Source organism: Microbulbifer litoralis (assembly GCF_023634065.1).
Lineage (GTDB): Bacteria > Pseudomonadota > Gammaproteobacteria > Pseudomonadales > Cellvibrionaceae > Microbulbifer > Microbulbifer litoralis.
Window position 1 is genome coordinate 95,860 of sequence record NZ_JALKCV010000010.1, and the last position, 26,091, is coordinate 121,950.

Here is a 26,091-nt window from a genome sequence, read left to right on the forward strand (position 1 = left end):
GGGCCGATAAGGCAGTACCCCGTAAGCGATTGATAGACCCCACCTAAAAGCCAGAATCATTCCCTGATGCTCTCCTGATTTTCAATGATCAAGAGAAGAGAGGTAAGCTTCGAAGTTCTAAAAAATTTGGCCTGAAATGGTTGATAATTACGCTATGAAAAAAATAATCTTGCATATCGGTCCGCATAAAACTGGATCGACATCACTTCAATCCGCGTTGCGATCTAATCGGGCAGAGCTTGAGGATGTTGGCGTCCTCTACCCTGTTACAGGTACTGGGAAATCTGATGCTCGGATTCATGGGCAGCATAATTTAGCTTGGGATGTTGGGGGGGATTATCGATTTAAATCAGATCTTGGCAGTTGGGATGAGCTTAGGGATGAAATACATAATTCGAATTGTGAGTATGTGTTTATTAGTAGTGAAGCATTCTCTTTGTTGAGTAAGGGACCGGTTAAGAGGGTAATAGAAGCACTTCAAGAATATGATTTGCGAATAGTCTATGTTGCGCGGTTTTATACCGATGTTATTCGCTCCGTTTATGCGATGTTGGCGATAAAGTGGAATACTAGGTCTGCATCATCTTTCTATAGGGCAAAAGTGTCCTCTGGTATTGACTCCATTAATAGAAGTGAAAGCGCAAAAAGATTGACAGAAAGCGAGCCAGCTATTGCTACTTTTTTGCATAGGCCTAAAGTGGAGCAGTGGATAAAAATGCTGGGTGCTGATGCAGTTAGCATACTCTTCTATGATGATCTGTTTCCAGGGTATTTTGAGAAACTTGCTTCTGTGGCTGGTCTTCCACGATCCTTGCCAATCATCGACATGCCAAGACTTAATTCAGCACGATCTTTGGCGCATATCGGTATTGTGGCATCTATATGTCGTGCACTTGACGGTATCATGGAACGTGCAGAGTTCAACATTGAGTTGGCTCCTTACGTCGCCAAATCTTTTGAGGAGTTTTCCTCATCGCTTCCTCAGCCAGAAGGTCTGCCTGATGATGTTCTTTCTAAGTTGGCTTCGTATGTTGAGGCAGATATGGAGTGGCTGGAGCAATATGCGCGTGTGCCTGCTTCATGGAAATCCTTTGACGAGGGCGGAAAGTTTGTTGAGCCAGACATTCCTAGTTTAGAGGTTGGTCGTCTGCTGGCGGGCGATTTTATAAGTCGGAGGATTCGTATTCTCGCAGATATTGTCGAGAGAATGCCAGGTAAAGGGAAGTCTCGGAGTAAAATTGAGGAGCGGAAAAAGAGGTTAGAAGAAATACGGGATAGGCTGAAGATGTAGAAGAAGTGTGGCTGATTCACGTTAACGTTGACTAGCTGTCTGGAGGTGGTTGACCGTAGTGGTTCAGGTCCGATTTGACAATTGCCGGTTTTTTGCTGGATTTGCTTTGTTGTAGTTGTTGAATTAGTTCAATCCAAATCAAAAGATATGTAGTTGCTATGTGAATAGATCTGGAAGAGACCGTCCCTCCGGCTTGTTCTCCTCTGTCTTTTCCCGTTTGAGTAATCGACTTATCAATATTTTTATCTGCTGCGTATTGAGCGGTTTTGGTGGTGTCAGGTAAAGGGCGGCATCCAATTGATCCTGTAGTTTCTCCAGTTCTTCAAAGTCCAGTTGCTCATTCATTTCGCTCAGGTTGTTTCCTGCCGCGTTGGGCCAGCGGGCGCGTATCCAGTTCATGGTCGCCTGCTGAATTTGTGTCGGGTCGTTACTTTCTACCGCTTGTTCCAGCGCTTGAGCCTGCCGCTCTGCACTTGGCCGCGGCTTGGCAGGGCCGGGTGCCGGGTTTTGGCTCTTTCTTTGGTGGAAGAAATACAATAGCCACAAAAGATGCGACGCCAAGGCGGCAATGGCCAGGTTGCGCCAGAAGTTACTCTGGTCTTCCAGGGAGCTCCCGTTAGGCTGTAGGCCGGTTGAACCGCCGGGCTCTTGGGTTGCTGTGGCTGATGCCGCGCCGGTCACGGTAAACCGAAACGCCGGCAACTGAGTCGCCCGCTGCCGCCCGGTCTTGGTATCCCACCAAGTCACAGTAACGGCAGGCAACTGATAGTCCCCGGGCTTGGTCGCAACGATAGCCGTAGTCTCAATACGGCTGCCGATAACCCCGCTCTGGCCCAGTTGATCATCCTGCTGAGGCTGGTCCGGATAGGTCTTCAGTCCCTCCACATTGAGCTTGGGCAGCGGCGGCAGCTGGGCTGCACGCAGGCCTTCGGCGCGGATGGTTACTATGCGGGTGATGGGCTCGCCTACGGTAAAGGTCTGCGGATCCTTGCTCCAGCTCTGCACGATGCCGAGGCTGGCGGCCGGCAGCCAGTTGGCGCCACTGTAGCTGTCGGGTTTGGGCAGGACTTCGAGGCTTTGCGGTTGTGAGCGCAGTCTCAGTCTCTGTGTATTCCGGTTAAACAGCGAGAAGGGGTCGCGGCGACCGGCGACGGCGACGTAGCTCAGTGCCGGGATGGTCAGCTGGCCGGAGCTTTCCGGGAAGACGGCGTAGGTCAGTTCGTAGACGGCGTGGCCGACGCCGTTGATGCGCCTTTCGTAGCGCTGCTCATCCACCTTTTCCACGTGGGCGCCGGGTACCTGTAGAGGCTCGGTGGCGATATCGTGCAGGCCGATGGTGGTGTAGAGGCGCACTTTGACCAGCAGCTGTTCCTGTACGTGCACCCGATCCTTGTCCAGCTCCACTTCCAGGAAGGCCTGGCGCTCGTCTGCGTCCGGGCTGGCGCCGGCTGCGGTGACGGTGATGGGGATGGCGTCGGAGACGGCGCCCTGGTAGTGCAGGGAGGGGACGAACAGTTTGCCTTCGCGTTTGGGGGCCAGGGTCAGCATCCATTCTACGAAGCTCTCGGCGCGGCCGTTGATGACGCGGTACTGGTTGGATTGTTGGCGGGAAAGGATATCGAAATCCTGTTCGAGGAGTTCGAAGTCCGGTTGACCGCCGCTTTCATTGCCGGAATAGCGCAGGCGCAGGGTCAGGGTTTCGTCGATGCCGATTTTGTTGCGGTCGACGGTGGCGGTTAGTTGGTCGTCGGCGTGGGCGGTGGTGGCCAGCATTAACAGAAGCAGTAGCTGTAGGAGCTTGCTTGCAAGCGAATGGAAATGTTCGCCTGCGAGCGGGTTCCTGCGTTGGTTGTGAGGATCGATGGGCACGCTGCGCTTTGCCCATCCTACGGCGGGCTGGCGGGGGGCGCTCCCGAGCTCGGTGTTCCCCGGGCGGGCCCTCTCCCCCGGCCCTTCTCCCGGAGGAAGAGGGAAGTTATATATTCCGTATTCCGAATTCATCATTCCGTATTCCTCTCCTACCATCTCTGGGTAGCGCCGTTTTCCGGCGGCTGCCATTCGCCGCTGCGGTAGGCGCGGCGGCGTTGCAGGCTTTCGTATTTGAATTTCTCGCGCATCAGGCCGGCCGGGTCGTCCGGGATCTGGCGCAACCACTGGTCCAGGGCCTGTTGGGTCTCGGGGTCCAGGTCGCTTTCCCGGGCGCCGGCCTGTTGTTGTTGGCCCTGCTGCTCCCGTTGCTCCCCGTTTTTCGGCTGGCCCTGCTGCTTCTGCTTTTCGGCGTTCTGTTGCTCGCCGTCGCGGGACTTTTTGCCGGACTGTTGATCCCGGGGCTGGCTGTTCTGGGAGCCGGCATTCTGTTGGTTCTGCTGCTGGTTCTCGTTCTGCCCGGATTGTTGCTGGCCGGATTGCTGTTGCTTCTGGTCCTGTTGCTGTTTTTGTTGCTGGTCCTGGCCGGACTGTTGTTGCTGCTGTTGCTGTTTTTGCTGCAGCTCCTTGAGTTTCTGTGCGATTTCGCGATTGTGCTCGGCATCGGCCATCTGCGGCTGCTGCTTCAGGGCTTCGTCATAGGCGGCGATGGCCTCGCCGTAGCGGCCCTGCTGCGCCAGGCTGTTACCGAGATTGTACAGGCCGCGGGCGTCGCCGCTCTGGGCAAAGTCTTTCTGCGCGGCCGGGTAGTCGCCGGCGCGGTAATTGGCGGTGCCGCGCCACTGGGGATTCCTGAACGTCTTCGCTGCCTGTTCCGCCTTGCCTTCCTCCAGCAGGCGCCGGCCCTGCTGGTCGTCGCGCAGCCACAGATCGCCCTCTGCAGCCTGGGATTGTTGCGGCGGCAACAGCAGCAGCGCGATGGGCAGGGCGCAGGCGAGGGCGCCGCGGCGGAACAGCAGGGCGACAAACGGCAGCAGTAGCAGTGCCAGCCAGGGGCCCTCTTCGCGCCACTGGTCGAACTCGCGCTCGGTCAGTTGTGCCTGTTCCGGCGTCTCTCCCTCGGGCAGCAGGGCGGCGATATCGCTGTCAGTGACGCTGATTTCGGCGAAGCGGCCGCCGCTGTTGCGGGCCAGCTTGCCCAGTTGGCCGGCATCGAAATCGGCGATGATGATGGAGCCGCTGCTGTCGGTGACGAAGCCGCCGCTGTTGCCGCGTGGAATCGGGCTGCCTTCACCGCTGCCGACAGCGAGGATCGACAGGCTGACATCCCGGCCAGCCACCAGGCCGGCGACGGTACTGAGCGCACTCTCGTCGATGCCGTCGGTGACGGCGAGCAGCTGCCCGCGACCGGCGGCGCCGTCCTTCAGCAGCTGCATGCCGGTCTCCACCGCCATTTCGATATTGCTGCCGGGCACCGGAACGATCGACGGCGACAGTGCCGGCACCAGGTTGGCGATGGTGGCGGTGTCTTCGGTCAGCGGGGTGACGATATGGGCCTCGCCGCCGTAGGCCACCAGTGCGGTGAGGCCGTCTTCTCGCTGGCGCAGTATGTCGAGGATCTTCAGGCGCGCGCGGGTCAGGCGGTCCGGTGACAGGTCTGTGGCCATCATCGACGGCGACAGGTCCAGCAGGATCACCAGTGCATCCTGGTTGCTGTAGACGGGCGTCGGCAGCTTGCGCCAGGCAGGGCCGGCCAGGGCGACAATCGCTGACGCCAGCAGCGCGAAGATCAGGCCGAACAGCCACGGGCGCTTGCTGCCGCCGCGCAGCACCAGGTGGGGCAGCAGTTCCGGGTCGATGACTTTCTGCAGCTGGCCGCTGTTGAGGGTGGTGCGGGCCAGCGCCCAGCAGAGCAGGGCGGCGGGGATCAGCAGCCACAGCAGGTGCGGGCGCAGGAAATGGAATTGGTGGAGGTCGGCAAGGAAATTCATGTGATTGGCCTCCGGTTGGTGGGCCTGCGGCCCGTGCCGAGCTGGAGCTCGGCGTTCCCAGGGCGGAGCTGGAGCTCCGCGGTCCCGGGGTGGAATTGGTGGAGGTCGGTAAAGAAATTCATGTGGTCTGCCTCCGGCTGGCGGGCCTGGGGCCCGTCTGGCGGCGAGTACTCCCGGGCTCGGTGTTCCCGGGGCGGGCGAGCCGGAGCTTCGCGGTTGCGGCGCCCGGTAGCGGTGCCGCGGCCCACAGCAGTGCCAGTAGCAGGGCGGCGCCCAGCGGCCAGACGTACAGGGACTTCAGCGGGCGGTAGCTGGCGGCTTCCTGCTCCACCGGTTCCAGCTGGTCCAGTTCGCGGTAGATCTGCGCCAGCTCTTCCGGGTTGTGGGCGCGGAAATAGCGGCCGCCGGTTTTGTCGGCGATGGCCTGCAGGGTTTCGCTGTCCAGGTCGCGGGAGGGGTTGATGCGCCGCGCGCCGAAGCGGCTGCCGAGCAGGCCCGGCTGGACCATTTCCTCGGCGCCGATGCCGATGGTGTAGACCGTCACGCCGGCCTGCGCTGCCAGCTCGGCGGCTTTCAGGGGTGACACCTCACCGGCGGTATTGGCGCCGTCGGTCAGCAGGATCAGTACGCGCTGCTCCGCCGGTCGCTGGGTGAGACGTTTCACCGACAGGCCGATGGCATCGCCGATGGCGGTGCCCTGGCCGGCGAAACCGATCTGCGCTTCCTGCAGCAGGCTGTCCACCGTTTCCCGGTCGAAGGTCAGCGGTGCCTGCAGGTAGGCGCGGGTGCCGAACAGCACCAGGCCCAGCCGATCGCCCTTGCGGCGCTCGACAAAGTCGCCGACGACATCCTTGACCGCGGCGATACGCATGGCGGGGCGGCCTTCCAGCAGCATGTCCGGCGTCTCCATACTGCCGGAGATATCCACGGCCACCAGCAGGTCGCGGGCGCTGCTGGTCTGGGAGATGGGCTCGCCGTACCACTGCGGACGCGCGGCCGCAGTGATCAGCAGCGCCCAGATCAGGGTCAGCAGGGCCAGGTTCAGCAGGTTGCCGGGGCTGCCGCCACCGTGCTGGGAGAGCTCGGCATAGAAGGGCACTTTCAGAGCGCTGCTGAGCGGTCGTGCACGCGGCAGCAGCAGGCGCGTCAGCAGCGGCAGTGGCAGCAGTACGAAGACCCAGGGCCAGGCGAATTCAAACACCGGTTGCCTCCGCGGTTGCCGCCTGTTGTTTTTGTTTTGTGGTCTCGGTCGAGTGCGATTCCACCCAGGCGATGGCGTATTCCGTCAGCGCGCGATTGCCGCTCTCGTCGGGTTGGTCGGCGCGATAGAGATGCTCCAGCAGGGCCTTCGCCGCCGCGTCCGGGCACTCGATGGCGGCGGTGTTGGCGAGAAATTCGAGCCACTGCCGGCCGACCAGGTTGCCGCAGCGGGCGCGGCCGAAGGTGGTCACGGCGACCCGTTTCAGGATTTCGTTGATGTCCTGCGTGGCGCGGGGATCGGCCGGGTTGATGTCGCGCAGCAGGCGCACGGCCTCCTCGCGGTAGCGGTTTTGCTCGCGGCGTTTCCTGCGGCGGCGCAGCCACAGGAGTGCAATGGCGATCGCGGCCAGCACCAGCGCGGCCAGCAACCACCAGCCGGGTGCGGGCGGCCACCAGCTGATCGGGGCCGGCTCCCGGATGTCGTGGAGTTGCGCCAGCAGTTCCTTTTCCTCGGGGGAGAGTTGCGGCGGCGCCGGTTGTTGTTGCAGAAGCCTTCTCACAAGAAAGACTCCCGTTGCCCCGTTCGTAGGAGCCTGCTTGCAGGCGTGTAGGCTTGTAGGGTGCGCCGTGCGCACCGCTTGACCGGAGGGGTATCGTGCGTGGTGCGCACGGCGCACCCTGCGGGTAATCCTGTCACTGCGCGGGCCTCCGGTTTTTCTGTTGGCGCGAACCGTAAAAGGACAGCAGTGCTGGCACAAGTGGCTGCGTATTGTCGAAATCCAGCAGCGGCATGCGGTGCCGGCGGCAGAGTTGTTCCACTTCTTCCCGCGCCAGCGCCCGGCTCTCGGCGAAGTGTTCGCGCAGCGGGCGGCTGCCGGCATTCAGGAAGGTGCGCTGGCGGCCGTCGGAGATGGTCAGGGACTGCTGTGGCAGGTGGCGCTCCAGCGGGTCGGTGATACGCAGCACCTGCAGGTCCGCGTGGCGGTTCAGCAGGTAGAGTGGCTGCGCACAGCTCTCGTCCAGGTCGTGGCAGTCGCTGATCAGGAACAGGGCGCTGCCCGGGCGCGCGATGCGGCGCGCCTCCTCCAGCAGGGTTTTCAGCGGTTGGCTGCCGTCTGCCGGCACGGGGCTGTCCAATGAACCGGCCCGGTCGACCATATTGTGGATCATCGCCAGCACTGCGTGGTGGCTGCGGCGCGGGCGCACCGTATCGATGTCGTCGTCGGCGAACAGCAGCGCGCCGATACGGTCGCTGTGTTGCAGCCCGGCCCAGCCCAGGGCGGCGGCGATGCCGCTGGCGGCCACCGACTTGAATGCCAGTTGGCTGCCGAAGAACATCGGTGAGCGCAGGTCCAGCAGGATCACCACCGGCCGCTCGCGCTCCTCCTGGTACAGCTTGGTGTGGGTCTTGCCGGTGCGGGCGGTCACGCGCCAGTCGATGGAGCGCACATCGTCGCCGGGCTGGTAGTCGCGCACTTCCTCGAAATTCATTCCGCGACCGCGGTAGCGGGTCAGCAGGCTGCCGGCCTGGTCGGCCTTGGCCAGGCGGGGTTTGAACAGCTGCAGCTGGCGGGCGATATAGCGCATCTGCACCAGCGGCTCGACGGCGGGGTAGGCGCCGCGGAGTTCCAGGTCTGTGTGGTTCAGTACTTCGTGCAAGATTCTACTGCCCTTTCCCCCGGCCCCTCTCCCGAGGGGAGAGAAGAGTTAAACTTTCGAGCTTGTTGGGGTTCGCAGAGCTCATCCCAACCTGCATGCTATTCGAGTCCCGAGTCCCGAGTCCCGAGTCCCGAGTCCCGAGTCCCGATTAAATCGCCGGCACCTGCTGCAGCAACCGCGCGATCACCTGGTCCGCGTCGATGCCGGCGGCCTCCGCCTCGAAGCTGAGCAGCAGGCGGTGGCGCAGGATGTCCGGGGCCACGTCCATCACGTCGTCCGGGGTGACGAAGTCGCGGCCGGCCAGCCAGGCGCGGGCCCGCGCGCAGCGGTCGAGGGCGATCGTGGCCCGCGGACTGGCGCCAAAATCTAGCCAGGATGCCAGCTCGCTGTCATACTTCGCCGGCTCCCGGGTAGCAATGACAAGTTGGACAATATAGGTCTCCACCGCCTCGACCATCTGCATTTCCAGAATCTGCTGTCGGGCGCGGAAAATGGCTTCCTGACCGATTTGTCCGGAAGGGCGATTTTCGCCAAGGCTTGCCTCGGATCTGGCCAGGCGCAAAATTTTCGCTTCCGCCTCGGCACCCGGATAGGCAAGATTCACCTGCATGAGGAACCTATCCAATTGTGCCTCTGGCAGCGGATAGGTCCCTTCCTGTTCTATCGGGTTTTGTGTTGCCATCACCAGGAATAAATCAGGCAGCGGATAGGTCTTGCGGCCCACGCTGATCTGGCGTTCCGCCATGGCCTCCAGCAGTGCCGATTGCACCTTGGCCGGCGCGCGGTTGATTTCGTCCGCCAGCACCAGGTTGTGGAACACGGGCCCGGGTTGAAAATGGAACTCTCCGGTTTCCGGTCGGTAGATATCGGTGCCGGTAATGTCCGCCGGCAACAGGTCCGGCGTAAATTGGACGCGATGGAAATCACCCTCTATAGCTTCGCCCAGCGTCTTGATCGCCTTGGTCTTGGCCAGCCCCGGCGCGCCTTCCACCAGCAGGTGGCCGTCCGCCAGCAGGGCGATCAGTATGCGGTTGACCAGGGTCTCCTGGCCGATGATCTGCTGTCCCAGCCAGTCGCCCAGGGAGATGATGCTGTCCCTGAGGTTCGGGTTTGCTTCCATAGCACTAGCGTCCGCCATATTCGTGTCACTTCTGTTGAGAATGATCCTTCTCCCGCCCGCCGGAAGACCGGCTATCTATCATCTTTATATATAGTCGCCGCCAATGCGGGTGGGTGTGTTGATTTTAGCGGCGCTCGCGGCGGAGGCAACCGTCGGACGCGATAGACAGCGCAGCGGGCACAAAGTTCAGCCTGCGCAGGGGCCGGGATGCCGGTCCGAAAGAATACAGGACTCCGGTGTACAGCCGGGAAACTGACGGTGTTGTTCTCGGGTCTGGGGTATACAGAACCGATGGAAAAGAATGAATTTGGGAGGTTCCCCGTGAATATGGCGACGGTAATCACCGACAGCCGGGAAGAGCTGCTGGAGCAGCTGAGTGCACTGATTCGCGAGAAGCTGGCCGGGCGTGCCGGGCCCCGCGAGATGGAGCAGGTGCTGACGTTTGCCGAACAGTTCCTGTACCAGTACCCGCTGGAAGACCTAGTCGGGCGGCGCCTGGCGGATGTCTACGGCTGCATTTACACCTGGTGGGATTTTATCCAGCAGCGTAGCGGCGACAGCCCCAGGGTGCGGGTATTCAACCCGCGCCTGGAGGACGACGGCTGGGAGTGCAGCCACACCGTGGTGGGCATATTGCAGCGGGATATGCCGTTCCTGGTGGACTCTGCGCGCATGGAGATCAACCGCCGGGACACCGTGATTCACTCGATCAAGAGCACGGTGATGCAGGTGCAGCGCGACAGGCGCGGCAAACTGCAGCAGCTGCTGCCGCGCCACCACAGTATCGAGGAGGGGGATCCGTCCATCGCCGGCGAGGCGTTGATCTATGTGGAAATCAACCTGGACACCTCCTCGTCCTTCGCCGCGGACCTCACGGCGGCGCTGAAAGACGTGCTGGGCGACGTGGAACTGGTGGTGGACGACTATGTGCCCATGCTGGACGCCTGCAGTGCCATGGAGGACCAGTTGCACACCGGCCTGTCCGAGGACGACGCCAATCTGCAGGAAGCCTGTGCCTTCATGCAGTGGATGCGCGATGGCAACTTTACTTTCCTCGGTTATCGCGAATACGAGTTCTGCCAGCAGGGCGACAAAAAAGTGCTGTGCGAAGTGGAGCAGCGCCGCCTGGGTATTTTCAAGAAGCTGGAAGAGCCGGCGGAACCGACCCCCGAGGCCGCTTTCAACGAGGGCAAGCAACGCTTCTACCAGGGCCCCAACTTCCTCACCTTCGCCAAGTCCTCGGTCAAGTCGCGGGTGCACCGCGCCGCCTATTCCGACTATGTGACCGTCAAGCGCTACGATGCCGACGGCGAGGTCATCGGCGAGTCCGCCTTTATGGGTCTCTATACCTCGCCGGTGTACACCGAGAGCCCGGCCAAGATTCCCATCATCCGCCGCAAGATGGCCTCGGTGATGGAGTCCAGCGGCCTGGACCTGCACAGCCACGATGGCAAGGCGCTGCGCCGCATCCTGGATACTTTCCCGCGGGATGAGCTGTTCCAGAGCGGTACCCAGGAACTGTTTCACACCGTGATGGGTGTGCTCAGCATGAACGAGCGCGCGCACATCCGCCTCTTCATGCGCCGCGATCCGTTCGGCAAGTTCGTCACCGCCACGGTGTACGTGCCGCGGGAGCAGTTCAACAGCGATGTGCGCGAGCGTATCTGCGCGCATATCGCCAGGGCCATCAAGGCCAGAGAGTCCGATTTCACCACCTACTTTTCCGAATCCATTCTCGCGCGGGTGCACTTCGTGTTCCGGGTTTCCCCCAGCGAGCCGGTGGATATAGACGTAGCGCAATTGGAGGCGCAGATAGTGGATATCACCCGTTCCTGGGAAGATGTATTCCAGAGATCCCTGATCGAAAGCCACGGCGAGGAAGAGGGCAACCGCCTCTACAGTGCCTACGGCCGCGCTTTCCCCGCCGGTTACCGCGAGGATTTTGAACCGCGTATCGCGGTGCAGGACGTGGCCGCCATCGCCGACCTGAGCGCCGACAATCGCGTGGCCATGAGTTTCTACCAGCCGGTGGGCGCGGAACCCGGCAGCCTGCGTTTCAAGGTGTTCAACTGGGGTGCGGGCCTGACCCTGTCGGATGTGATCCCGGTACTGGAAAACCTGGGCCTGCGGGTGCTCGGCGAGTTCCCCTACACGGTGCGCCCGGCCGGCGGCACCGAGGTGTGGATGCACGAGTTCCACCTGGAATTCGGCCTGCCCACCCGCATCGACGCGCAGGCATCGCGCAACCTGTTCCAGGACGCCTTCGCGGCCATCTGGAGCGGCGTGGCCGAGAGCGACGCCTTCAACCGTCTGGTGCTGGCGGCGCGCCTGAACTGGCGTGAAGTCTCGATGCTGCGCGCCTATGCCCGCTACCTGAAGCAGACCAAGTTCAGCGCCAGCCAGTCGTACATCGCCCGCACCCTGGCCAACCACGTCGAGATCACCCGCAACCTGGTGGCGCTGTTCCGCGCCATGTTCGATCCGCGCGTCGCCAGTGGTACCGGCGAGCAGACCCGCGTCGAGCGCCTGGTCAAGAAGATTCACGACGGGCTCGACAGCGTCGACAACCTGAACGAGGACCAGGTGATCCGCCGCTACCTGGAGCTGATCCTGGCCACGCTGCGCACCAACGTGTTCCAGGCCAATGCCGATGGCGATCCCAAGGATTACATCTCCATCAAGTTCAGCCCGCGGGATATCCCCGGTATCCCCGAGCCGCGGCCGGAATTCGAGATCTTCGTCTATTCGCCGCAGGTGGAGGGCGTGCACCTGCGCGGCGGCAAGGTGGCCCGCGGCGGTTTGCGCTGGTCCGACCGGCTGGAGGATTTCCGCACCGAGGTGCTGGGCTTGGTGAAAGCGCAGAATGTCAAAAATGCGGTGATCGTGCCCAGCGGTGCCAAGGGTGGCTTTGTGGTGCGCCGCCCGCCGGCGGACGGCGGCCGCGAGGCGATGATGGAGGCCGGCATCGCCTGCTATACCACGTTCATCCGCGGCCTGCTGGATATCACCGACAACCTGCACGACGGTGACGTGGTGCCGCCGGAGCAGGTAGTGCGCCGCGACGGCGACGACCCCTACCTGGTGGTTGCCGCGGACAAGGGCACGGCGACTTTCTCCGATATTGCCAACGGTATCGCCGCGGAGTACGACTTCTGGCTCGGCGACGCCTTCGCCTCCGGTGGCAGCCACGGCTACGACCACAAGAAAATGGGCATCACCGCGCGCGGTGCCTGGGTGTCGGTGCAGCGCCACTTCCGCGAGATGGGCATCAACGTCCAGCAGGAGGATTTCTCGGTTATCGGCATCGGCGATATGGGTGGCGATGTGTTCGGTAACGGCATGCTGTTGTCGGAACATATCTGCCTGAAGGCGGCGTTCAACCACCTGCATATCTTTGTCGACCCGAATCCGGATGCGGCCACCAGTTTCGCCGAGCGCCAGCGCCTGTTCGAGATGCCGCGCTCCAGCTGGATGGACTACGAGAAGAAATTGATCTCCCGGGGCGGCGGCATTTTCGAGCGCCGCGCCAAGTCGATCAGGATCAGCCCGGAGATGAAGGCGGCGTTCGATATCGAAGCCGACCAGCTCAACCCCAACGAGCTGATCAGCGCACTGCTGCGCGCGCCGGTGGACCTGATCTGGAACGGCGGCATCGGCACCTACGTCAAGGCCAGCACCGAATCCCACGCCGAGGTGGGCGACAAGTCCAACGACAACCTGCGGGTCAGCGGCGCCGAGCTGCGCGCCAAAGTGTTCGGCGAGGGCGGCAACCTGGGCATGACTCAGCGCGGCCGTATCGAGTTCGCGCTCAACGGCGGCCGCTGCAATACCGACTTTATCGACAACGCCGGCGGCGTGGACTGCTCGGACCACGAGGTCAACATCAAGATCCTCCTCAACAAGGTGGTGGCCAACGGCGACCTGACCGACAAGCAGCGCAACCAGCTGCTGGAGGAAATGACCGAATCCGTATCGGCGCTGGTGCTGGACAACAACTACGACCAGACCCGCGCGCTGAGTGTGGCCGAGTACCAGGTGTCCGAGCGGCTGGACGAATACCGCCGCGCGATCAACGCGCTGGAGAGCGAGGGGCGCCTGAACCGCGCGCTGGAGTTCATCCCGGACAACGAGCAGATCACCGAGCGCCAGAACCGCGGCCAGTACCTGACGCGCCCGGAGCTGTCGGTGCTGATTTCCTATGTGAAGGTGAAGCTGAAAGAGGAATTGCTCGATGCGGCGGTCACCGGCAATCCGCGGGTGCAGGAGGCGGTGGAGTCCGCCTTCCCGGCGGAACTGGTGGCGCGCTACCGGGAGCTGGTCTATGACCACCCGCTGCGCCGGCAGATCGTCGCCACCCAGGTGGCGAACGAGTTGGTCAACAATATGGGGATCACTTTCTACCACCGTATCAGCGGTGCCACCGGGGCCGATATCGACACCATCGCCGCGGCCTATATCTGTGCCCGCGAGGTGTACCGGATGCCGGAATTCCTCGACCAGTTGGCGGCGCTGGACTACAAGGTGCCGGCGAGCCTGCAGATCGAGCTGATGAGCTCCATGATCGGCCGCGTGCGTCGCGCCGCGCGCTGGTTTATCCGCAATCGCCGCAGCGACCTGGAGCCGGCGCAGGACCAGGCGATGTACCGCGAATCCGTACAGCGCGTGATCACGGCGCTGCCGGAGGTGCTGAGCGGCGAACCGCGCCGGGAATGGGAGTCCCGCTACCAGGGCCTGCAGGAGGCCCATGTGCCGGAGAAGGTGGCACTGCTGGCGGCGTCGCCAACCTACCTGTACTCGGCCCTCGGGATCTCCGAATCCGCCCGCGCCAGCGAGCGCCCGGTGGAAGAGGTGGCGCGGGTCTATTTCCGCCTCGCCGATGCCCTGGACCTGCACTGGTTCGGCAACCAGATCATCGACCTGCCGGTGGACAGCTTCTGGCAGGCGCAGGCGCGCGAGACCAGCATGGACGACCTGGACAACCAGCTCAGCAGCCTGGCGATCAACATACTGCGTCTCGCCGGTGAACAGGATCTGGATGTGGATGGCGCAATGACCCGCTGGAGCGATATCATGGCGCCCGCCATCCAGCGCTGGAATAGCATGGTGGCGGAATTGAAAGCTGCCCCCATCGGCGATTTCGCCATGTTTACCGTGGCACTGCGCGAGCTGATGTACCTGGCCAATGCGACTGCGGATCGGGAGTCGCTGGCGGAGTAGTCGGGGGCTCGTATAGGGCGCGCTGCGCGCAGGGTGAACCCGGTGTTCGCCCGCGCCGCGGCCCTGCCGTCACCGAGATAGACAAACAAGGATCACCATGTACGAACACCTGCGCAAGGCACTGTTTGCGCTGGACCCGGAAAGGGCCCATCACCTGTCCCTCGATGCCATCGGCGCCGCCGAGCGCCTCGGCCTGCTGTCGCTGTTTACCAGGCCTGTCGCCGACGATCCGGTGGAACTGATGGGCCTGACCCTGCCCAACCCGGTGGGCCTGGCCGCGGGGCTGGACAAGAATGCCCAGGCCTTCAACGGCCTGGGGGCACTGGGATTCGGTTTTGTCGAAGTGGGCACGGTGACGCCGCGCCCGCAGCCGGGCAACCCGCAGCCGCGGCTGTTCCGCATCGAGGAGGCCGGCGGCATCATCAACCGCATGGGGTTCAACAACCTGGGGGTGGACTACCTGGTGGAGCGCGTCAAGCGCCGTCGCTACGGCGGTGTGCTGGGCATCAATGTGGGCAAGAATTTCGATACGCCGGTGGAGCGGGCCGCAGACGATTACTGCCTGTGTATGGAAAAGGTGTACCCCTACGCGGATTACATTACCGCGAATATCTCCTCGCCGAACACCAGGGGCCTGCGCGACCTGCAGTTCGGGGAGGGGCTCAAGCAGTTGCTGGGCGCGATCAAGGAAAAGCAGCGGCAATTGGCGCAGGCCGGCGACCGCTACGTACCGCTGGCGATCAAGATAGCGCCGGATATGGACGACGAGGCCATCGCCGGAATTGCCGAGGTGCTGTGCGAATTCGAGATCGACGGCGTTATCGCCACCAATACCACGATCGATAAATCGGCGGTGAGTGAACTGGCGCACGGCAACGAGGAAGGCGGGCTCAGCGGCCGCCCGCTGGCGAGCCGCTCGACGGAAGTGATCGCACAGCTGGCGAAATCGCTGCGCGGCCGCCTGCCGATTATCGGCGTCGGCGGGATTTTCGATGGCGAGTCGGCCGCGGAAAAGATCCGTGCCGGCGCCACTGCGGTACAGCTCTACACCGGCTTCATCTACCGGGGGCCCGCGGTCATCCGCGAAGCCGCCGAGGCCATCGCCCTGGCGCGCCGCAAGCAGTGACCGGTCGCGGACGGATCACTGCCCGCTGGCAATCGATCAGGAGGCAGTGCTCCAGCCGTCCGGGTGGTGATCCTCCGGCTGCAGAGTGCGGAACTGCTCCAGTTTCTGTGCTTTGGTTGAGGCCCCAAACCCGTTCCAGTAATCTTCCCGGCCGTCGCGCCAGCCGTTGACCCACTCCTGGTGGCGATCGCCATTGGCGTAGGGACAACTTCCCAGCGGCTTGTTTTCCGTGGCGGCGAGATACCCTTTGCAGAAGGCTCTGTTGGACTGGTTACGTTTTTGGCGTTTCATCTTATACAGCACCTCGGCTTTCGTGTGTTTGCGGCGACTTTTTCCTTCGTCTCCCTAAGCTTAGTGAATATGGCGAGATGGTTGCCACACTGTCTCGGTGGAGAATCTGACTGGAATGCTGCGCCCGCCCAGGGTCGCTGTGAACGAACATTTTCATCTGAAGGGCGCCGCGAATAGAAACAGAATGCATAGGCCGGGGAACGCGGTTGCGGCAAAGGGGCGACCGGGAGAATCCTGTCCGCCCGCGCGACCGTCGCCGGATACCGATTGAGGAACCATAGATTTTGACTGACGCTACTTCCGCCCGGCTCGAGTTCACCGCCACCTGTCCCAGGGGCCTGGAGGGGTTGCTGGCCGCCGAGCTGCGCGATCTCGGGGCCTCGGCCCTGCACGAACAGCCGGCTTCGGTACATTTCGCGGGCCCGCTCGAGCTGGCCTACCGCTGCTGTCTGTGGAGTCGCCTGGCGAACCGGATACTGCTGCGCCTGTCGCAGGTTCGCATCGGCGATGCGGAAGATCTCTACCGCGCTGTTGCGGCGCTGCCCTGGGAGGAGCATATCAGCCCGGCGGCGAAGCTGTGGCTGCAGTTCTCCGGCACCAACCGCGAGATCCGCAACAGCCAGTTCGGCGCACAGAAGGCCAAGGATGCCATCGTCGACCGGCTGCGCCGCCAGAGCGGTGCGCGGCCGGTGGTGGAGCGGCAGCACCCGGACCTGACCGTGGCGCTGCGACTGCATCGGGACAAACTGGATATCGCCATCGACCTGAGCGGCGAGAGCCTGCACAAGCGCGGCTACCGCACCCATATCGGCGCCGCGCCGCTGAAGGAAAACCTGGCCGCGGCGCTGCTGCTGCGCGCCGGCTGGCCGCAAATCGCCGCGCAGGGCGGGGCGCTGCTGGACCCGATGTGCGGCTCCGGCACGATACTGATCGAGGGCGCCATGATGGCCGCGGACTATGCCCCGGGCCTGCTGCGCGACGGTTTCGGCTTCGAGCGCTGGCTCAACCACCAGTCGGACATCTGGCTCAAGTTGCGCGAGGAGGCGCTGCAGCGCCGCCGCGCGGGCCTCGAGCGCGGTGGCCCCGGCGGGGAAAGTGCACTGCCGGAGATCCGCGGCTACGACGCCGACGCCAAGGTGCTGTTCGCGGCCGAGGCGAATATCGCCCGCGCCGGCCTGGAGCGGCAGGTGCGGGTCAGCTGCCGGCCGGTATCGGCATTCAAGGTGCCCAGTCACCGCGAGATCAAGCCCGGCCTGGTGCTCAGCAACCCGCCCTACGGCGAGCGCCTGGGCGAACAGGAGGCCCTGCGCGAGACCTATGCTGAGCTGGGTCGCCAGCTGAAAACGGAGTTCGCCGGCTGGAAGGTGGGGATCTTTACCGGCAACCCGGAACTGGGGTTCGCCACCGGCCTGCGCTCCCACAAGCAGTACCAGTTGTACAACGGCAGTATTCCCAGCCAGTTGCTGCTGTTCGATGTGCGCGAGCGCGGCGGGGATTCTGCTGCCGAACGGGAGCCGGTGCTGTCTGCAGAGGTGCAGATGGTGGTCAACCGCCTGAAGAAAAACCTGCGCACCACCGGCAAGTGGGCCGCTAAAAATGCCATCGACTGCTACCGGCTCTACGATGCGGACCTGCCGGAATACGCCGCCGCCGTGGATCTGTACCGCTCCACAGAGGGTGCGCTCTACGCCCATGTGCAGGAATACCGTGCGCCGGCCAGTGTGCCGGAGGACAAGGCGCGTTCGAGGCTGCGGGACCTGGTGCGCGCGGTGCAGGTGGCACTGGAAATCCCGCAGCGCCATATCAGCATCAAGGAGCGCCGCCGCCAGAGCCACAAGGGCGGCGACCAGTACGGCAGGCGCGATGTCGACGGACAGGCATTCTGGGTCAGGGAATACGGTGCGCAGCTGGAAGTGAACCTGTGGGCCTACCTGGATACCGGCCTGTTCCTGGATCACCGGCCGGTGCGCCAGTACCTGCGCGAGCGGGCGCGCGGCCGGAAACTGCTCAACCTGTTCTGCTACACCGCCACCGCGACGGTACAGGCGGCGCTGGGTGGCTGCGAACAGAGCACCAGTGTGGACATGTCGAAAACCTACCAATCCTGGAGCGCGCGCAATTTCCGCCGCAACAACCTCGATCCCTACCGCCACCAACTGGTGGAGGCGGACTGCCTGCAGTGGCTGGAATCCGCGCAGCAGAACCGCCGCGGCCACTACGACCTGATCTTCCTCGACCCGCCGAGCTTTTCCAACTCCGCCAAAATGCGCGGCGTACTGGATATCCAGCGCGACCACGGCAGGTTGATTCGCCAGTGCATGGCGCTACTCGCCCCGGGCGGTACGCTGGTGTTTTCCAACAATCTGCGCAGCTTCACGATGGACGAAGATATTAAAGCGGCGTTCGCAGTGGAGAAGTTGCCGTTGCTGGACCGGGATTTCCAGCGCAACCCGAAAATTCACAATGTGTGGAAAGTCCAGGCTTGAAGGATGTGTGCGGCGCACCCTACTCACCGTAATCCCATCCTTCCTTTTCGACAGACTGTCTGCCCCAGTCCGCAGGATAGAGTCCTCGCCGCACCTCCCGGTGAAGCGTCGAGTACGGCCATTGTGATGGTGACAGTACCAGCCCATGTTTTACCGGATTCCAGTAGCAGTAATCGAGATGGTGCTGAAAGTCTTTCTCGTCCCTTATTTCGTGCTCCCAAAAGCGCCGTTGCCACAGGCTTCCCTCCCGCCGTCTGCTCTGTGACAGTGTAGGGTGCGCCGTGCGCACCGCCGGATCGGTTTGCAATGACTGGGTGGTGAGTCTTTTGATTATTGACCAACGTCGGGAGAAGTCGGTGTCCGGATTCGGCAGAGTCCATATGCAGTGCAGGTGGTCCGGCAGCAATACCCAGGCGTCGATTGAGAAGGGATAGCGCTGCCTGGTTTCGTTGACCGCGTCGCGCAAAGCTGCACGGCATTCAGGGGTCAGTAGAGTGGGTTGCCGTTGGTAGGTGACGAGCGTAAAAAAATAGACTTTCGATGTCGGATGATATCGGTGGTAGTTGGGCATTCCCTGCTCCTCTACGACCGGTGCGCACGGCGCACCCTACTAGCCCGGATATTTCACCAAGCCGCTCAGTATTCAACGTAACTTTATGTTTTCGTTAATGTTTTCAGGAATCTCCGCGGGGACAGATTGTCACCGGCCAACGCTGGCCACGCCCTCGCTTGATCTCTGCACGCTCAGCACATTTTTGCGGCTAATACGTGCAATAAGCATGCATGTACGCCGCAAAAACGCACTGAGCGCACAGATCTCGGCGCGATCATCGTGGCCCTTGGTGAAATATCCGGGCTAGTGGTCCATGCTTTGTAGTGGCGGCTTATTCCAGTTCCATCACCACCCGGAAGCCCACCTCCCGCGACATGCTGCTCTCGTTGAGTCCCGCCCGGTAGTCGGAGCGGACCATTTCGAGCGGGTCGCGCATGGAGCCGCCGCGTATGACCCGCTGCTCGCAGTTGGCGACCCGTGGCGGGCGTCCGTCGCTGCGGCTGTTGCTGTAGTCGCCCTGGTAGCAGTCCTGCACCCACTCGGCGACATTGCCGGCGGTGTCGTGCAGGCCGAAGGGATTGGCCTGGAAGTGGCCCACGGGGGCCGTGGTGGCGGTGAAAAAGCCGGTGAATTCGCTGGCGCAGCCGCGGCGGCAGTTGGCGCGGCCGCGGGATTCGCGCTCGCCCCACCAGAAAGGTTTCGGGACGCCACCGCGCGCCGCGTACTCCCACTCGGCCTCGCTGGCCAGGCGGTATTTCCTGCCGGTCTGCCGCGACAGCCACTGCGCGTAGTCACGGGCGTCGCGCCAGCTGACGTTGATCACCGGGCGCTTGTCGCGGCCCCAGCCGGAATCGCCGGGCAGGGCGCTGCCGGTGGCATCCACGTAGCGGTCGTACTCGCCGAAGGTGATCTCGTGGGTGGAAATGGCAAAGGTCCGCCCGATTTTCACGCGGTGCGCGGGGCTGCTGGCCGGGTACTGGTCGTTGCCCATGCGGTAGCTGCCGGCGCGCACCACCGTCATTTCCGGGCCCTCGCCGCCGTTCGTGAGCGGCGAGCGGAGTGTCTTGCCGTGATACCAGGCGCGCTCGAGCCTCACCGGCACGGTGAGATCGCTGTCATCGATTTCGATCCAGCGGCGCACTGTGGTGTAGCCGGGCTTGCTGACTTCCAGGTCGTATTCGCCGGCTTCCAGCTCGATGCCCGGCTGGTAGCGGGGCACGATATTCATGATGCGCACGCGGGCGTCGTCCGGGCGGGGGCGCACGTCGAGGCTGAATGTCGCCGGGGGCTGTGCCACAGCGGGCTCGGCGGCGGGCGCTGTCGCCGGGACTTCGTCGCCGGTCTCCGCCTGCATTGCGGCGTCCTGTTGCCCGTCTGCCGGGGATTGCGCGGCAGGCACCTGGAGGGTGGGTTCGTCTTCCGCGCCCGCGGGTGTCCCGTCGACCGCTGCGGGGGGCGTCGCCACCGGCAGCGGGTCTCGGGGCGTGTCTTCGGCGGGGGAGATTGCCGCGGTGCGCTGCGTAACCGGCTCGTTCTCCGCGGCTGCCGGCGCGTCGACTGCATCGCCGTCCGGCAACAGCAGCTGCGCGGTAAAGCGGCTGGCGCTATCGAGGGATTCGGAACCGGATTGCCAATGCAGTGTGTAGGTGATCAGGCTGAACAGCATCCAGGCGAACAGTACCGAGCTGCTCACCAGGCTGCCGAACAGCCATTGGCGTCGCTTGCGCTGCGGTGCCTGCTGGATCACCTGGTGGATGCGCATGATCGTGGCCTGCTCGGCGCGCGGGTGATTTTCGTTCAGCGGCTTGTCGCGCAGGCGCGCCCAGGCGGTGGCGATTTTGTCGCTGACCGTGCCGTACAGGGTCATCAGCAGTGCGCGCATCAGGCTGGAAACGCGCACCGAGGTATTGTTCAACTGGGTGGACTGCGCCGTGGGCTTGCCGGCCAGCGCGGCGATCAACTGGTCGATGGCATCCACCACGTCCAGGCCGCGCTGGAAGCGCTGGTCCGGATCCTTGGCCAGGAAGTGGTCGATCAGGTTCTGGTATAGCGAGTGCCGGGCCGGCAGCCGCGGGATGGGATCGGTCAGGTGCTTGATGGCGATGGCCACTGCCTCGTCCGCCTGGAAGGGCACGGCACTGGTGATCATTTCGTAGAAGACCACACCCAGGCTGTAGAGGTCGGCGCGGCCATCGATCGCGGCGCCGCGGGCCTGTTCCGGGCTCATGTAATGGGGCGTGCCCACCACCATGCCGGTGTTGGTCATGCGTGTGGTACGGGCCACCGCGCGGGCGACACCGAAGTCCGTCAGCACGGCCGAGCCGTCTTCGCGGAAGAGGATGTTTTCCGGTTTCAGGTCCCGGTGCACATAGCCTTTGCCGTGGGCGTGATCCAGGGCCAGGGCGATTTCGCGGGTGACATTCAGCGCGTCCAGGGGCTCGATGGTGCCCTTCGCCAGGCGGTCGGAGACGGAGCCGCCGGGCATATAGTCCATGGCGATATAGTTCAGGCTGCGGTAGCGGCCGATATCGTGGATGCCGACGATATTGGGGTGCGACAGCTGGCCGACGATATTGGCCTCGCGCTGGAACCGTTCGCTGAAGATGGGGTCGGCATTCAGTACCGGCGACATCACCTTGAGGGCCACCTGGCGACCGACGCTGCGCTGGATTGCCAGGTAGACGGTGGACATGCCGCCCTGGTTGATTTTCTTGAGAATCCGATAGCCGGGAATTTCCAGCGATGTGCTGCCGGTGCTGACGACTTCCATCAAACGCTTCCTCGAATCAGATAATGCCGAACAGCCAGGCGGCCAGCACGGCGCCGGCGCCGAGTGCACAGGCCGCGACTGCCAGTGTGCCCCGGGAACCCAAACCAAGCGCTGAAGCGTGTAGCGCTTTGCCTGTGCGCGAAGTCCACTTTTGCACACTCGTCGGCGCCGGATCCGGTGCGTCGATCACCTGCACGGTAATATTGTCCTTGCCGCCGGCGTCCAGGGCCGCGGCCACCAGCAGGTCGGCGGCGCGCCGGTTGTCGCTGTTCCCGGCCAGGATGGCGGAGATCTGTTCCGACTCCACCTCGGCACTGAGGCCGTCGCTGCACAGCAGCAGCCTCTGCCCCGCGTGCCAGGGGGAGGAGACGCGATCGATGTCCAGGCGGGGATTGGTACTGCCGCCGATACAGCGGGTGATGACATGGCGGTTGGGGTGGCTGGCGGCTTCGGTGGAATTGATCGCGCCGGAATCGACCAGCATCTGCACATAGGAGTGGTCGTTGGTGAGCTGCTTGAGGCGGCCGTGCCCGGCGCCCGGAGACCAGAGATAGGCGCGGCTGTCACCGACCCAGTAAATATGAAAGTAGGCGCCGTCCTCGGCCACCACCACCGCCGTGGACCCCATATTGGCAGTGCTCTGCTCGTCGCCCAGCAGCAGCGCATGGGCGCGCTGCAGGGCCCGCTCGTAGTGGCGGTCTGTCGCCGCCGAACGCTGGATTTCCTCGACGACTGTCTTGCTGGCGATCTCGCCGGCCTGGTGTCCGCCGAGGCCGTCGGCCACCACCCAGATGCCGCGCTGCTCGTCGGCCCAGTAGGCATCTTCGTTCTGTTCGCGTTTGTAGCCTGGATGTGTGGCTCCGGCGCTGCGCCGGGGGCCACTGGTGCGCTGGACTGTCCCGCTGTGCCGCGATTCCTCGCGTACTTTGGCTTCACTCACTGGCGTGCAACTACCTGTCTTATTCTGATTTGTCCGGCGGCGCCCCGCTCCCCGGTGTGCGGGTGGTGCGGGCGAGGACCGGATGTTCCGTCCCTGAGGGGGCAGTAGCGCCGCGGCTGCCGACTGACTCTGGCGCACAGCGCATACTAATGCCCGGGGGGCATTGTAAGCTGCAAACCGAATCACACGCTAACGAAAATCCCCGTGATAAACTCGGGCCAACTCTGGAAGGGGGCGAAGTCGCCGCCCATCGATGGCGAGTAGTCGCAGACTGTGTGCGGCTGCCGACCCGGTTTAAAGGAAACAGAAGCCATGCTCAAACTCTGCGATCCCAAGGATGCCAGTCATAGTGTGTGGTTGGTAGCGCCAAAAGTGACAATCGGGCGCGCCGGCAATTGCGATTTAACCATTTCCGACGAATCCATTGCCAAGGTCCACGCCGAGGTGGTGGTGTCGGGAGACAGGCTGACGGTCCACAACCTGGCGGGGGCCGGCCAGTTGGAGGTCAACGGCAGGGCGGTGGAAGACAGCTGTCCGCTGCAGGTCAACGACAAACTCAAGATCGGCGGTCGCACCCTGGCGGTGCTGGATCCCAAGGTGACGAAACTGAAGTCGGTGGGTTCCGGCAACGGGGTTTCCTGGGCCCTGCGGGCCAATCACCCGGCCATTGCCGGGCGGGTTTTCCCGGTGCGGGACAGCAGTGTGGTGGGGCGCTCGGATGAATGCGACATCACTTTTTCCCTGTCCCACCTGTCCCGTCGCCACGCGCGGCTGGAAGTGCGCGACGGGCTGCTGTTCGTGTTCGACCTGGGCTCTTCCAACGGCACCTACCTGAACAACCGGCGGGTGGTGGAAACCCGTGTGCGGCGGGGGGACGAGCTGCGCTTTGATACGCTGAGCTTCAGCGTGGTGGGGCCGGCGGACGACCGAAACCAGACCACGGTGCGCCCGGCGGTATCGCTGGCCCAGGCCCGTTCCGCCACCGATCACCAGGATGCGGCGCGGGCGGAGGAGCGGCCGCAGCCGGTCTCCACCTCCGAGCTGACCCGGGAGCGCCGCCGCTATGAAGGCGACTCGGCGCTCGCCGACGGCGGCAGCAGTGCCTGGATCTGGATGGGCGGGCTGCTATTGGCCGGGGGCGGCCTCGCGTTTTTCTGGGCGCGCAGCCAGGGGCTGGTCTGACTTGGGGGAACTGATTCTTTACACCACCCTCGGCTGCAGCCTGTGTGAAAAGGCCAAGCCGGAAATATGGCCGGTGCTCGAGTCTCGCGGGTTGCGCCTGCGGGAAGTGGATATCGCCGGCGACGCCGACCTCGAGGCGCGTTTTGGTATGCGGATCCCGGTCGTGGGGCTCGGCGACCCGGACGATGTCTGCGCCTGGCCCTTCGACCGGGACCAGCTCGCCGACTGGCTCAGCCGGCGGTTGTGATCGCGGGCCGCCCGGCCGTCTCTGCCTCCCTTTCGATACTTTTTTTGATCCTTTCTCAGAGCTTTGCCGCCGCTTCATTCTCGCGCAGCAGCGACAGTTCGGTGCCGCTGCGATAGGCGTAGATCACGGTGTACGCCAGTACATTCTGCACGTAGCGGCGCGTCTCGCTGTAGGGGATTGTCTCTATCCAGATATCATAGGGCAGCTGGTTGGCGGTTTCCTCCAGCCAGCGGGCGACCCGGGTGGGGCCGGCGTTATAGGCCGCCGCGGCCAGGAAGCGGTTGTTGTCGAAGCGGTTCAGCAGGGTGTTCAGGTAGAAGCTGCCCAGTGCGATATTGGTGCTGGGGCTCAATAGGTCCCAGCTGCGCCGGTAGCGCACCCCGGCCCGGCGCGCCGTGGCGCGCGCGGTCGACGGCAGCAGCTGCATCAGCCCCAGCGCACCGGCGCGGGATTTGGCATCGTGGCTGAAGTGGCTCTCCTGGCGTGCCACCGCGTAGATCAGGTAGGGGTCCAGCGCGGTCTTGCCGCCCATTTCCCTGCTGACCCTGTCGACGATATCGGAGAAGGCCAGCGGGAAGCGCAGCTCAAGGTCGTCCAGGTAGTCCGCCGCCAGCACTGACTGGATCGACTTGTGGTACCAGCCCCAGGCGCTGGCCACCTTGCCGGCGGTGAGCAGCTCACCGTGCGACATGCCCTCGGTGGCGTAATGCCACTCGCGGCGGGCGTGGTAGAACTCGCCGATCGCCTGCAGCTCCCGCGCCCGTTGCATCGCCGGCCTGGCGGCCATCTCTTTGACCTGGCTGGGGGTGACCGGCGCCGGCCGGTCGACAAAGCTGTAGTTCTGGCCCAGGGTGTCGGCGGCCAGGAAACCGTAATAGCTGCGTTCCTCCGCGGCCTTCCGGTAGAGCTGCACGGCCACATCGGCGCGACCCTTGCCGTAGAGTTCCTCGATGGTGCGGGCCTTCCAGTAGAGCCAGCGATCCCGCTGCTGCTCCTCTTCCGGCAGGCGGTCGATCCAGAATTCCACCTGCGCCCAGTCCATCTGGCGCAGCGCCTGGCGCGCCAGCCAGTCGATGGTGCGCTGGTCGGAAAAATTTTCCTGCTCGATCAGTCGCCTGACCCCGGCCAGGTCGTCGTCGCGGGCCAGCTGCAGCGCCAGTTCGCGCAGGATGCCGTCGCGATCGGCGTCGTCGAACAGGTAGCTGGCCTGGTAGCGCCGCCAGGCGTGTTCCGCAACTGCCGGATCGTCGCGGGTCAGGCGGTGCAGCCCGTGCAGGACGATGGCGCGGTACTCCCGCTCGGCAGCGGGGGGCTTGTCGCCGATAAAGCGCTTGTAGTCCAGCAGTTGTTCCGGGTCGCTGTGTACGGAGCGCAGCAGCCGGGCCAGGTCCGCCTGGTCGCCGCCCATCTTGCCGGCGATGTATTCGGCCAGGTCCAGATGGCCATTTTCCACGGCCAGACGGTGCCGCTCCCACGCCAGTGTCGCCGTCAGGCGGCCGTCTTTCATCCAGCGGGCAAAGACCGGGTCGCACTCCTCGGTCTGGGAGTAGCCCACCATCCACAGATCCTCGACCAGCTTGTAGGCCGCCTCCTTGTCCCCGTGGCGGGAGAGGGCGTCGGCGTAGTAACAGCGCAGCGAGGTGCGCACGATCTTGTCCGGGTCGTAGTACTTGAGGTAGGCGCGGAAGCGCCGCTGGCTGCCCAGCTCGCGCAGTATCCGCACGCGCATCCAGTCGCCGATCGCGGTGCCGCGATAGTTGTCCAGGAAACGGTCGATTTCATCGTAGGGCAGGCTGGAAATCTTTTTGCTGATGGCCCAGTAATCGATATAGGGCAGCAGCGGGTAATCCTTCAGCTCCCGCTTGATTTTCGCCAGCTCCGCGGTATCCCGGTGGGCGATGGCCAGGCGGGCATCCTGCAGCCGCTCGCGTTGCGCGACGGCCTCCTCCGCGGAGGACTCGGCTGCGGCGGCCGGCGTGGATGCCACGGCCACCAGGACTGAAACAAGGAACGCGATTCCCTTTGCGTCAATCGACATTGCGAACACCCGATTGAAATTGCGCACCTGCAAATTTATCAAAACAGGGCGATGAATAATGCGTAAAATATCCGTTTTCCGGTGTGGAATCCGGCACTGAATACAGGTGTTGGA

Annotated in this window: 17 protein-coding genes; 6 read left to right on the plus strand and 11 right to left on the minus strand. The window is 63.5% G+C overall.

Translation table 11 applies throughout. The features are described from left to right. The first annotated feature begins 154 nt into the window (after nt 1-154). Nucleotides 155-1,291, plus strand: coding sequence for a hypothetical protein (locus MWN76_RS14980; protein WP_250462468.1), 1,137 nt, complete (start codon nt 155-157; stop codon nt 1,289-1,291). Nucleotides 1,292-1,447: 156 nt separating this feature from the next. Here the strand turns inward: MWN76_RS14980 and MWN76_RS14985 are convergent, their stop codons facing one another. The 6 genes from MWN76_RS14985 to MWN76_RS15010 form a co-directional block, all read right to left on the minus strand. Beyond that, on the minus strand, nt 1,448-3,295 hold the full coding sequence (locus MWN76_RS14985; RefSeq protein ID WP_250462471.1) for a BatD family protein: 1,848 nt from the start codon (nt 3,293-3,295) through the stop codon (nt 1,448-1,450). 14 nt (nt 3,296-3,309) lie between these two features. Beyond that, nucleotides 3,310-5,148 carry a VWA domain-containing protein gene (locus MWN76_RS14990; RefSeq protein WP_250462473.1) on the minus strand — a complete coding sequence of 613 codons (1,839 nt, stop codon included), beginning with the start codon at nt 5,146-5,148 and terminating at the stop codon, nt 3,310-3,312. Nucleotides 5,149-5,266: 118 nt separating this feature from the next. Further along, nucleotides 5,267-6,349: a vWA domain-containing protein gene (locus tag MWN76_RS14995; protein ID WP_250462476.1), complete on the minus strand. Its 1,083-nt coding sequence runs from the start codon at nt 6,347-6,349 to the stop codon at nt 5,267-5,269. Further along, complete coding sequence (locus MWN76_RS15000) at nt 6,342-6,908, minus strand: DUF4381 domain-containing protein (protein ID WP_250462477.1); 567 nt, start codon at nt 6,906-6,908, stop codon at nt 6,342-6,344. Before MWN76_RS15000 ends, MWN76_RS14995 begins: the two co-directional genes overlap by 8 nt. 133 nt (nt 6,909-7,041) lie before the next feature. Continuing rightward, nucleotides 7,042-8,007, minus strand: coding sequence for a DUF58 domain-containing protein (locus MWN76_RS15005; RefSeq protein ID WP_250462479.1), 966 nt, complete (start codon nt 8,005-8,007; stop codon nt 7,042-7,044). Nucleotides 8,008-8,155: 148 nt separating this feature from the next. After that, nucleotides 8,156-9,127, minus strand: a complete 972-nt coding sequence (locus MWN76_RS15010; protein WP_250462481.1) for an AAA family ATPase — start codon at nt 9,125-9,127, stop codon at nt 8,156-8,158. Between the two features lie 327 nt (nt 9,128-9,454). Here MWN76_RS15010 and MWN76_RS15015 point away from each other — a divergent pair, with 327 nt between their 5' ends. Continuing rightward, on the plus strand, nt 9,455-14,344 hold the full coding sequence (locus tag MWN76_RS15015) for an NAD-glutamate dehydrogenase (RefSeq protein ID WP_250462633.1): 4,890 nt from the start codon (nt 9,455-9,457) through the stop codon (nt 14,342-14,344). A gap of 97 nt (nt 14,345-14,441) precedes the next feature. Continuing rightward, nucleotides 14,442-15,470, plus strand: coding sequence for a quinone-dependent dihydroorotate dehydrogenase (locus MWN76_RS15020; protein WP_250462483.1), 1,029 nt, complete (start codon nt 14,442-14,444; stop codon nt 15,468-15,470). A gap of 36 nt (nt 15,471-15,506) precedes the next feature. Here MWN76_RS15020 and rmf read toward each other — a convergent pair whose 3' ends face one another. Beyond that, the gene (gene rmf, locus MWN76_RS15025; RefSeq protein WP_250462485.1) at nt 15,507-15,761 is read right to left on the minus strand and encodes a ribosome modulation factor; all 255 of its coding nucleotides are present in this window, start codon (nt 15,759-15,761) and stop codon (nt 15,507-15,509) included. Between the two features lie 284 nt (nt 15,762-16,045). On the opposite strand from rmf, the gene rlmKL reads away from it, so the two are divergent. After that, complete coding sequence (gene rlmKL, locus MWN76_RS15030) at nt 16,046-18,247, plus strand: bifunctional 23S rRNA (guanine(2069)-N(7))-methyltransferase RlmK/23S rRNA (guanine(2445)-N(2))-methyltransferase RlmL (protein ID WP_250462487.1); 2,202 nt, start codon at nt 16,046-16,048, stop codon at nt 18,245-18,247. A 19-nt stretch (nt 18,248-18,266) separates the two neighbouring features. On the opposite strand, the gene MWN76_RS15035 is transcribed toward rlmKL, so the two are convergent. The 3 genes from MWN76_RS15035 to MWN76_RS15045 all read right to left on the minus strand — a co-directional run bounded on the left by MWN76_RS15035 (nt 18,267) and on the right by MWN76_RS15045 (nt 22,510). After that, nucleotides 18,267-18,818, minus strand: a complete 552-nt coding sequence (locus tag MWN76_RS15035) for an REP-associated tyrosine transposase (RefSeq protein WP_250462491.1) — start codon at nt 18,816-18,818, stop codon at nt 18,267-18,269. Between the two features lie 313 nt (nt 18,819-19,131). Then, nucleotides 19,132-21,570: a bifunctional serine/threonine-protein kinase/formylglycine-generating enzyme family protein gene (locus MWN76_RS15040; RefSeq protein WP_250462494.1), complete on the minus strand. Its 2,439-nt coding sequence runs from the start codon at nt 21,568-21,570 to the stop codon at nt 19,132-19,134. A 16-nt stretch (nt 21,571-21,586) separates the two neighbouring features. Next, nucleotides 21,587-22,510, minus strand: coding sequence for a PP2C family protein-serine/threonine phosphatase (locus tag MWN76_RS15045; RefSeq protein ID WP_250462497.1), 924 nt, complete (start codon nt 22,508-22,510; stop codon nt 21,587-21,589). Between the two features lie 312 nt (nt 22,511-22,822). Between MWN76_RS15045 and MWN76_RS15050 the strand changes: the two genes are divergently transcribed. Both MWN76_RS15050 and MWN76_RS15055 read left to right on the plus strand, forming a co-directional pair. Then, nucleotides 22,823-23,692 (plus strand): FHA domain-containing protein, encoded by an 870-nt coding sequence (locus MWN76_RS15050; protein WP_250462499.1) that lies wholly within the window; start codon nt 22,823-22,825, stop codon nt 23,690-23,692. Nucleotide 23,693: 1 nt separating this feature from the next. Continuing rightward, the gene (locus tag MWN76_RS15055; protein ID WP_250462501.1) at nt 23,694-23,939 is read left to right on the plus strand and encodes a glutaredoxin family protein; all 246 of its coding nucleotides are present in this window, start codon (nt 23,694-23,696) and stop codon (nt 23,937-23,939) included. Nucleotides 23,940-23,994: 55 nt separating this feature from the next. Here the strand turns inward: MWN76_RS15055 and MWN76_RS15060 are convergent, their stop codons facing one another. Next, nucleotides 23,995-25,977 carry a transglycosylase SLT domain-containing protein gene (locus MWN76_RS15060; protein WP_250462504.1) on the minus strand — a complete coding sequence of 661 codons (1,983 nt, stop codon included), beginning with the start codon at nt 25,975-25,977 and terminating at the stop codon, nt 23,995-23,997. Nucleotides 25,978-26,091 lie beyond the last annotated feature (114 nt).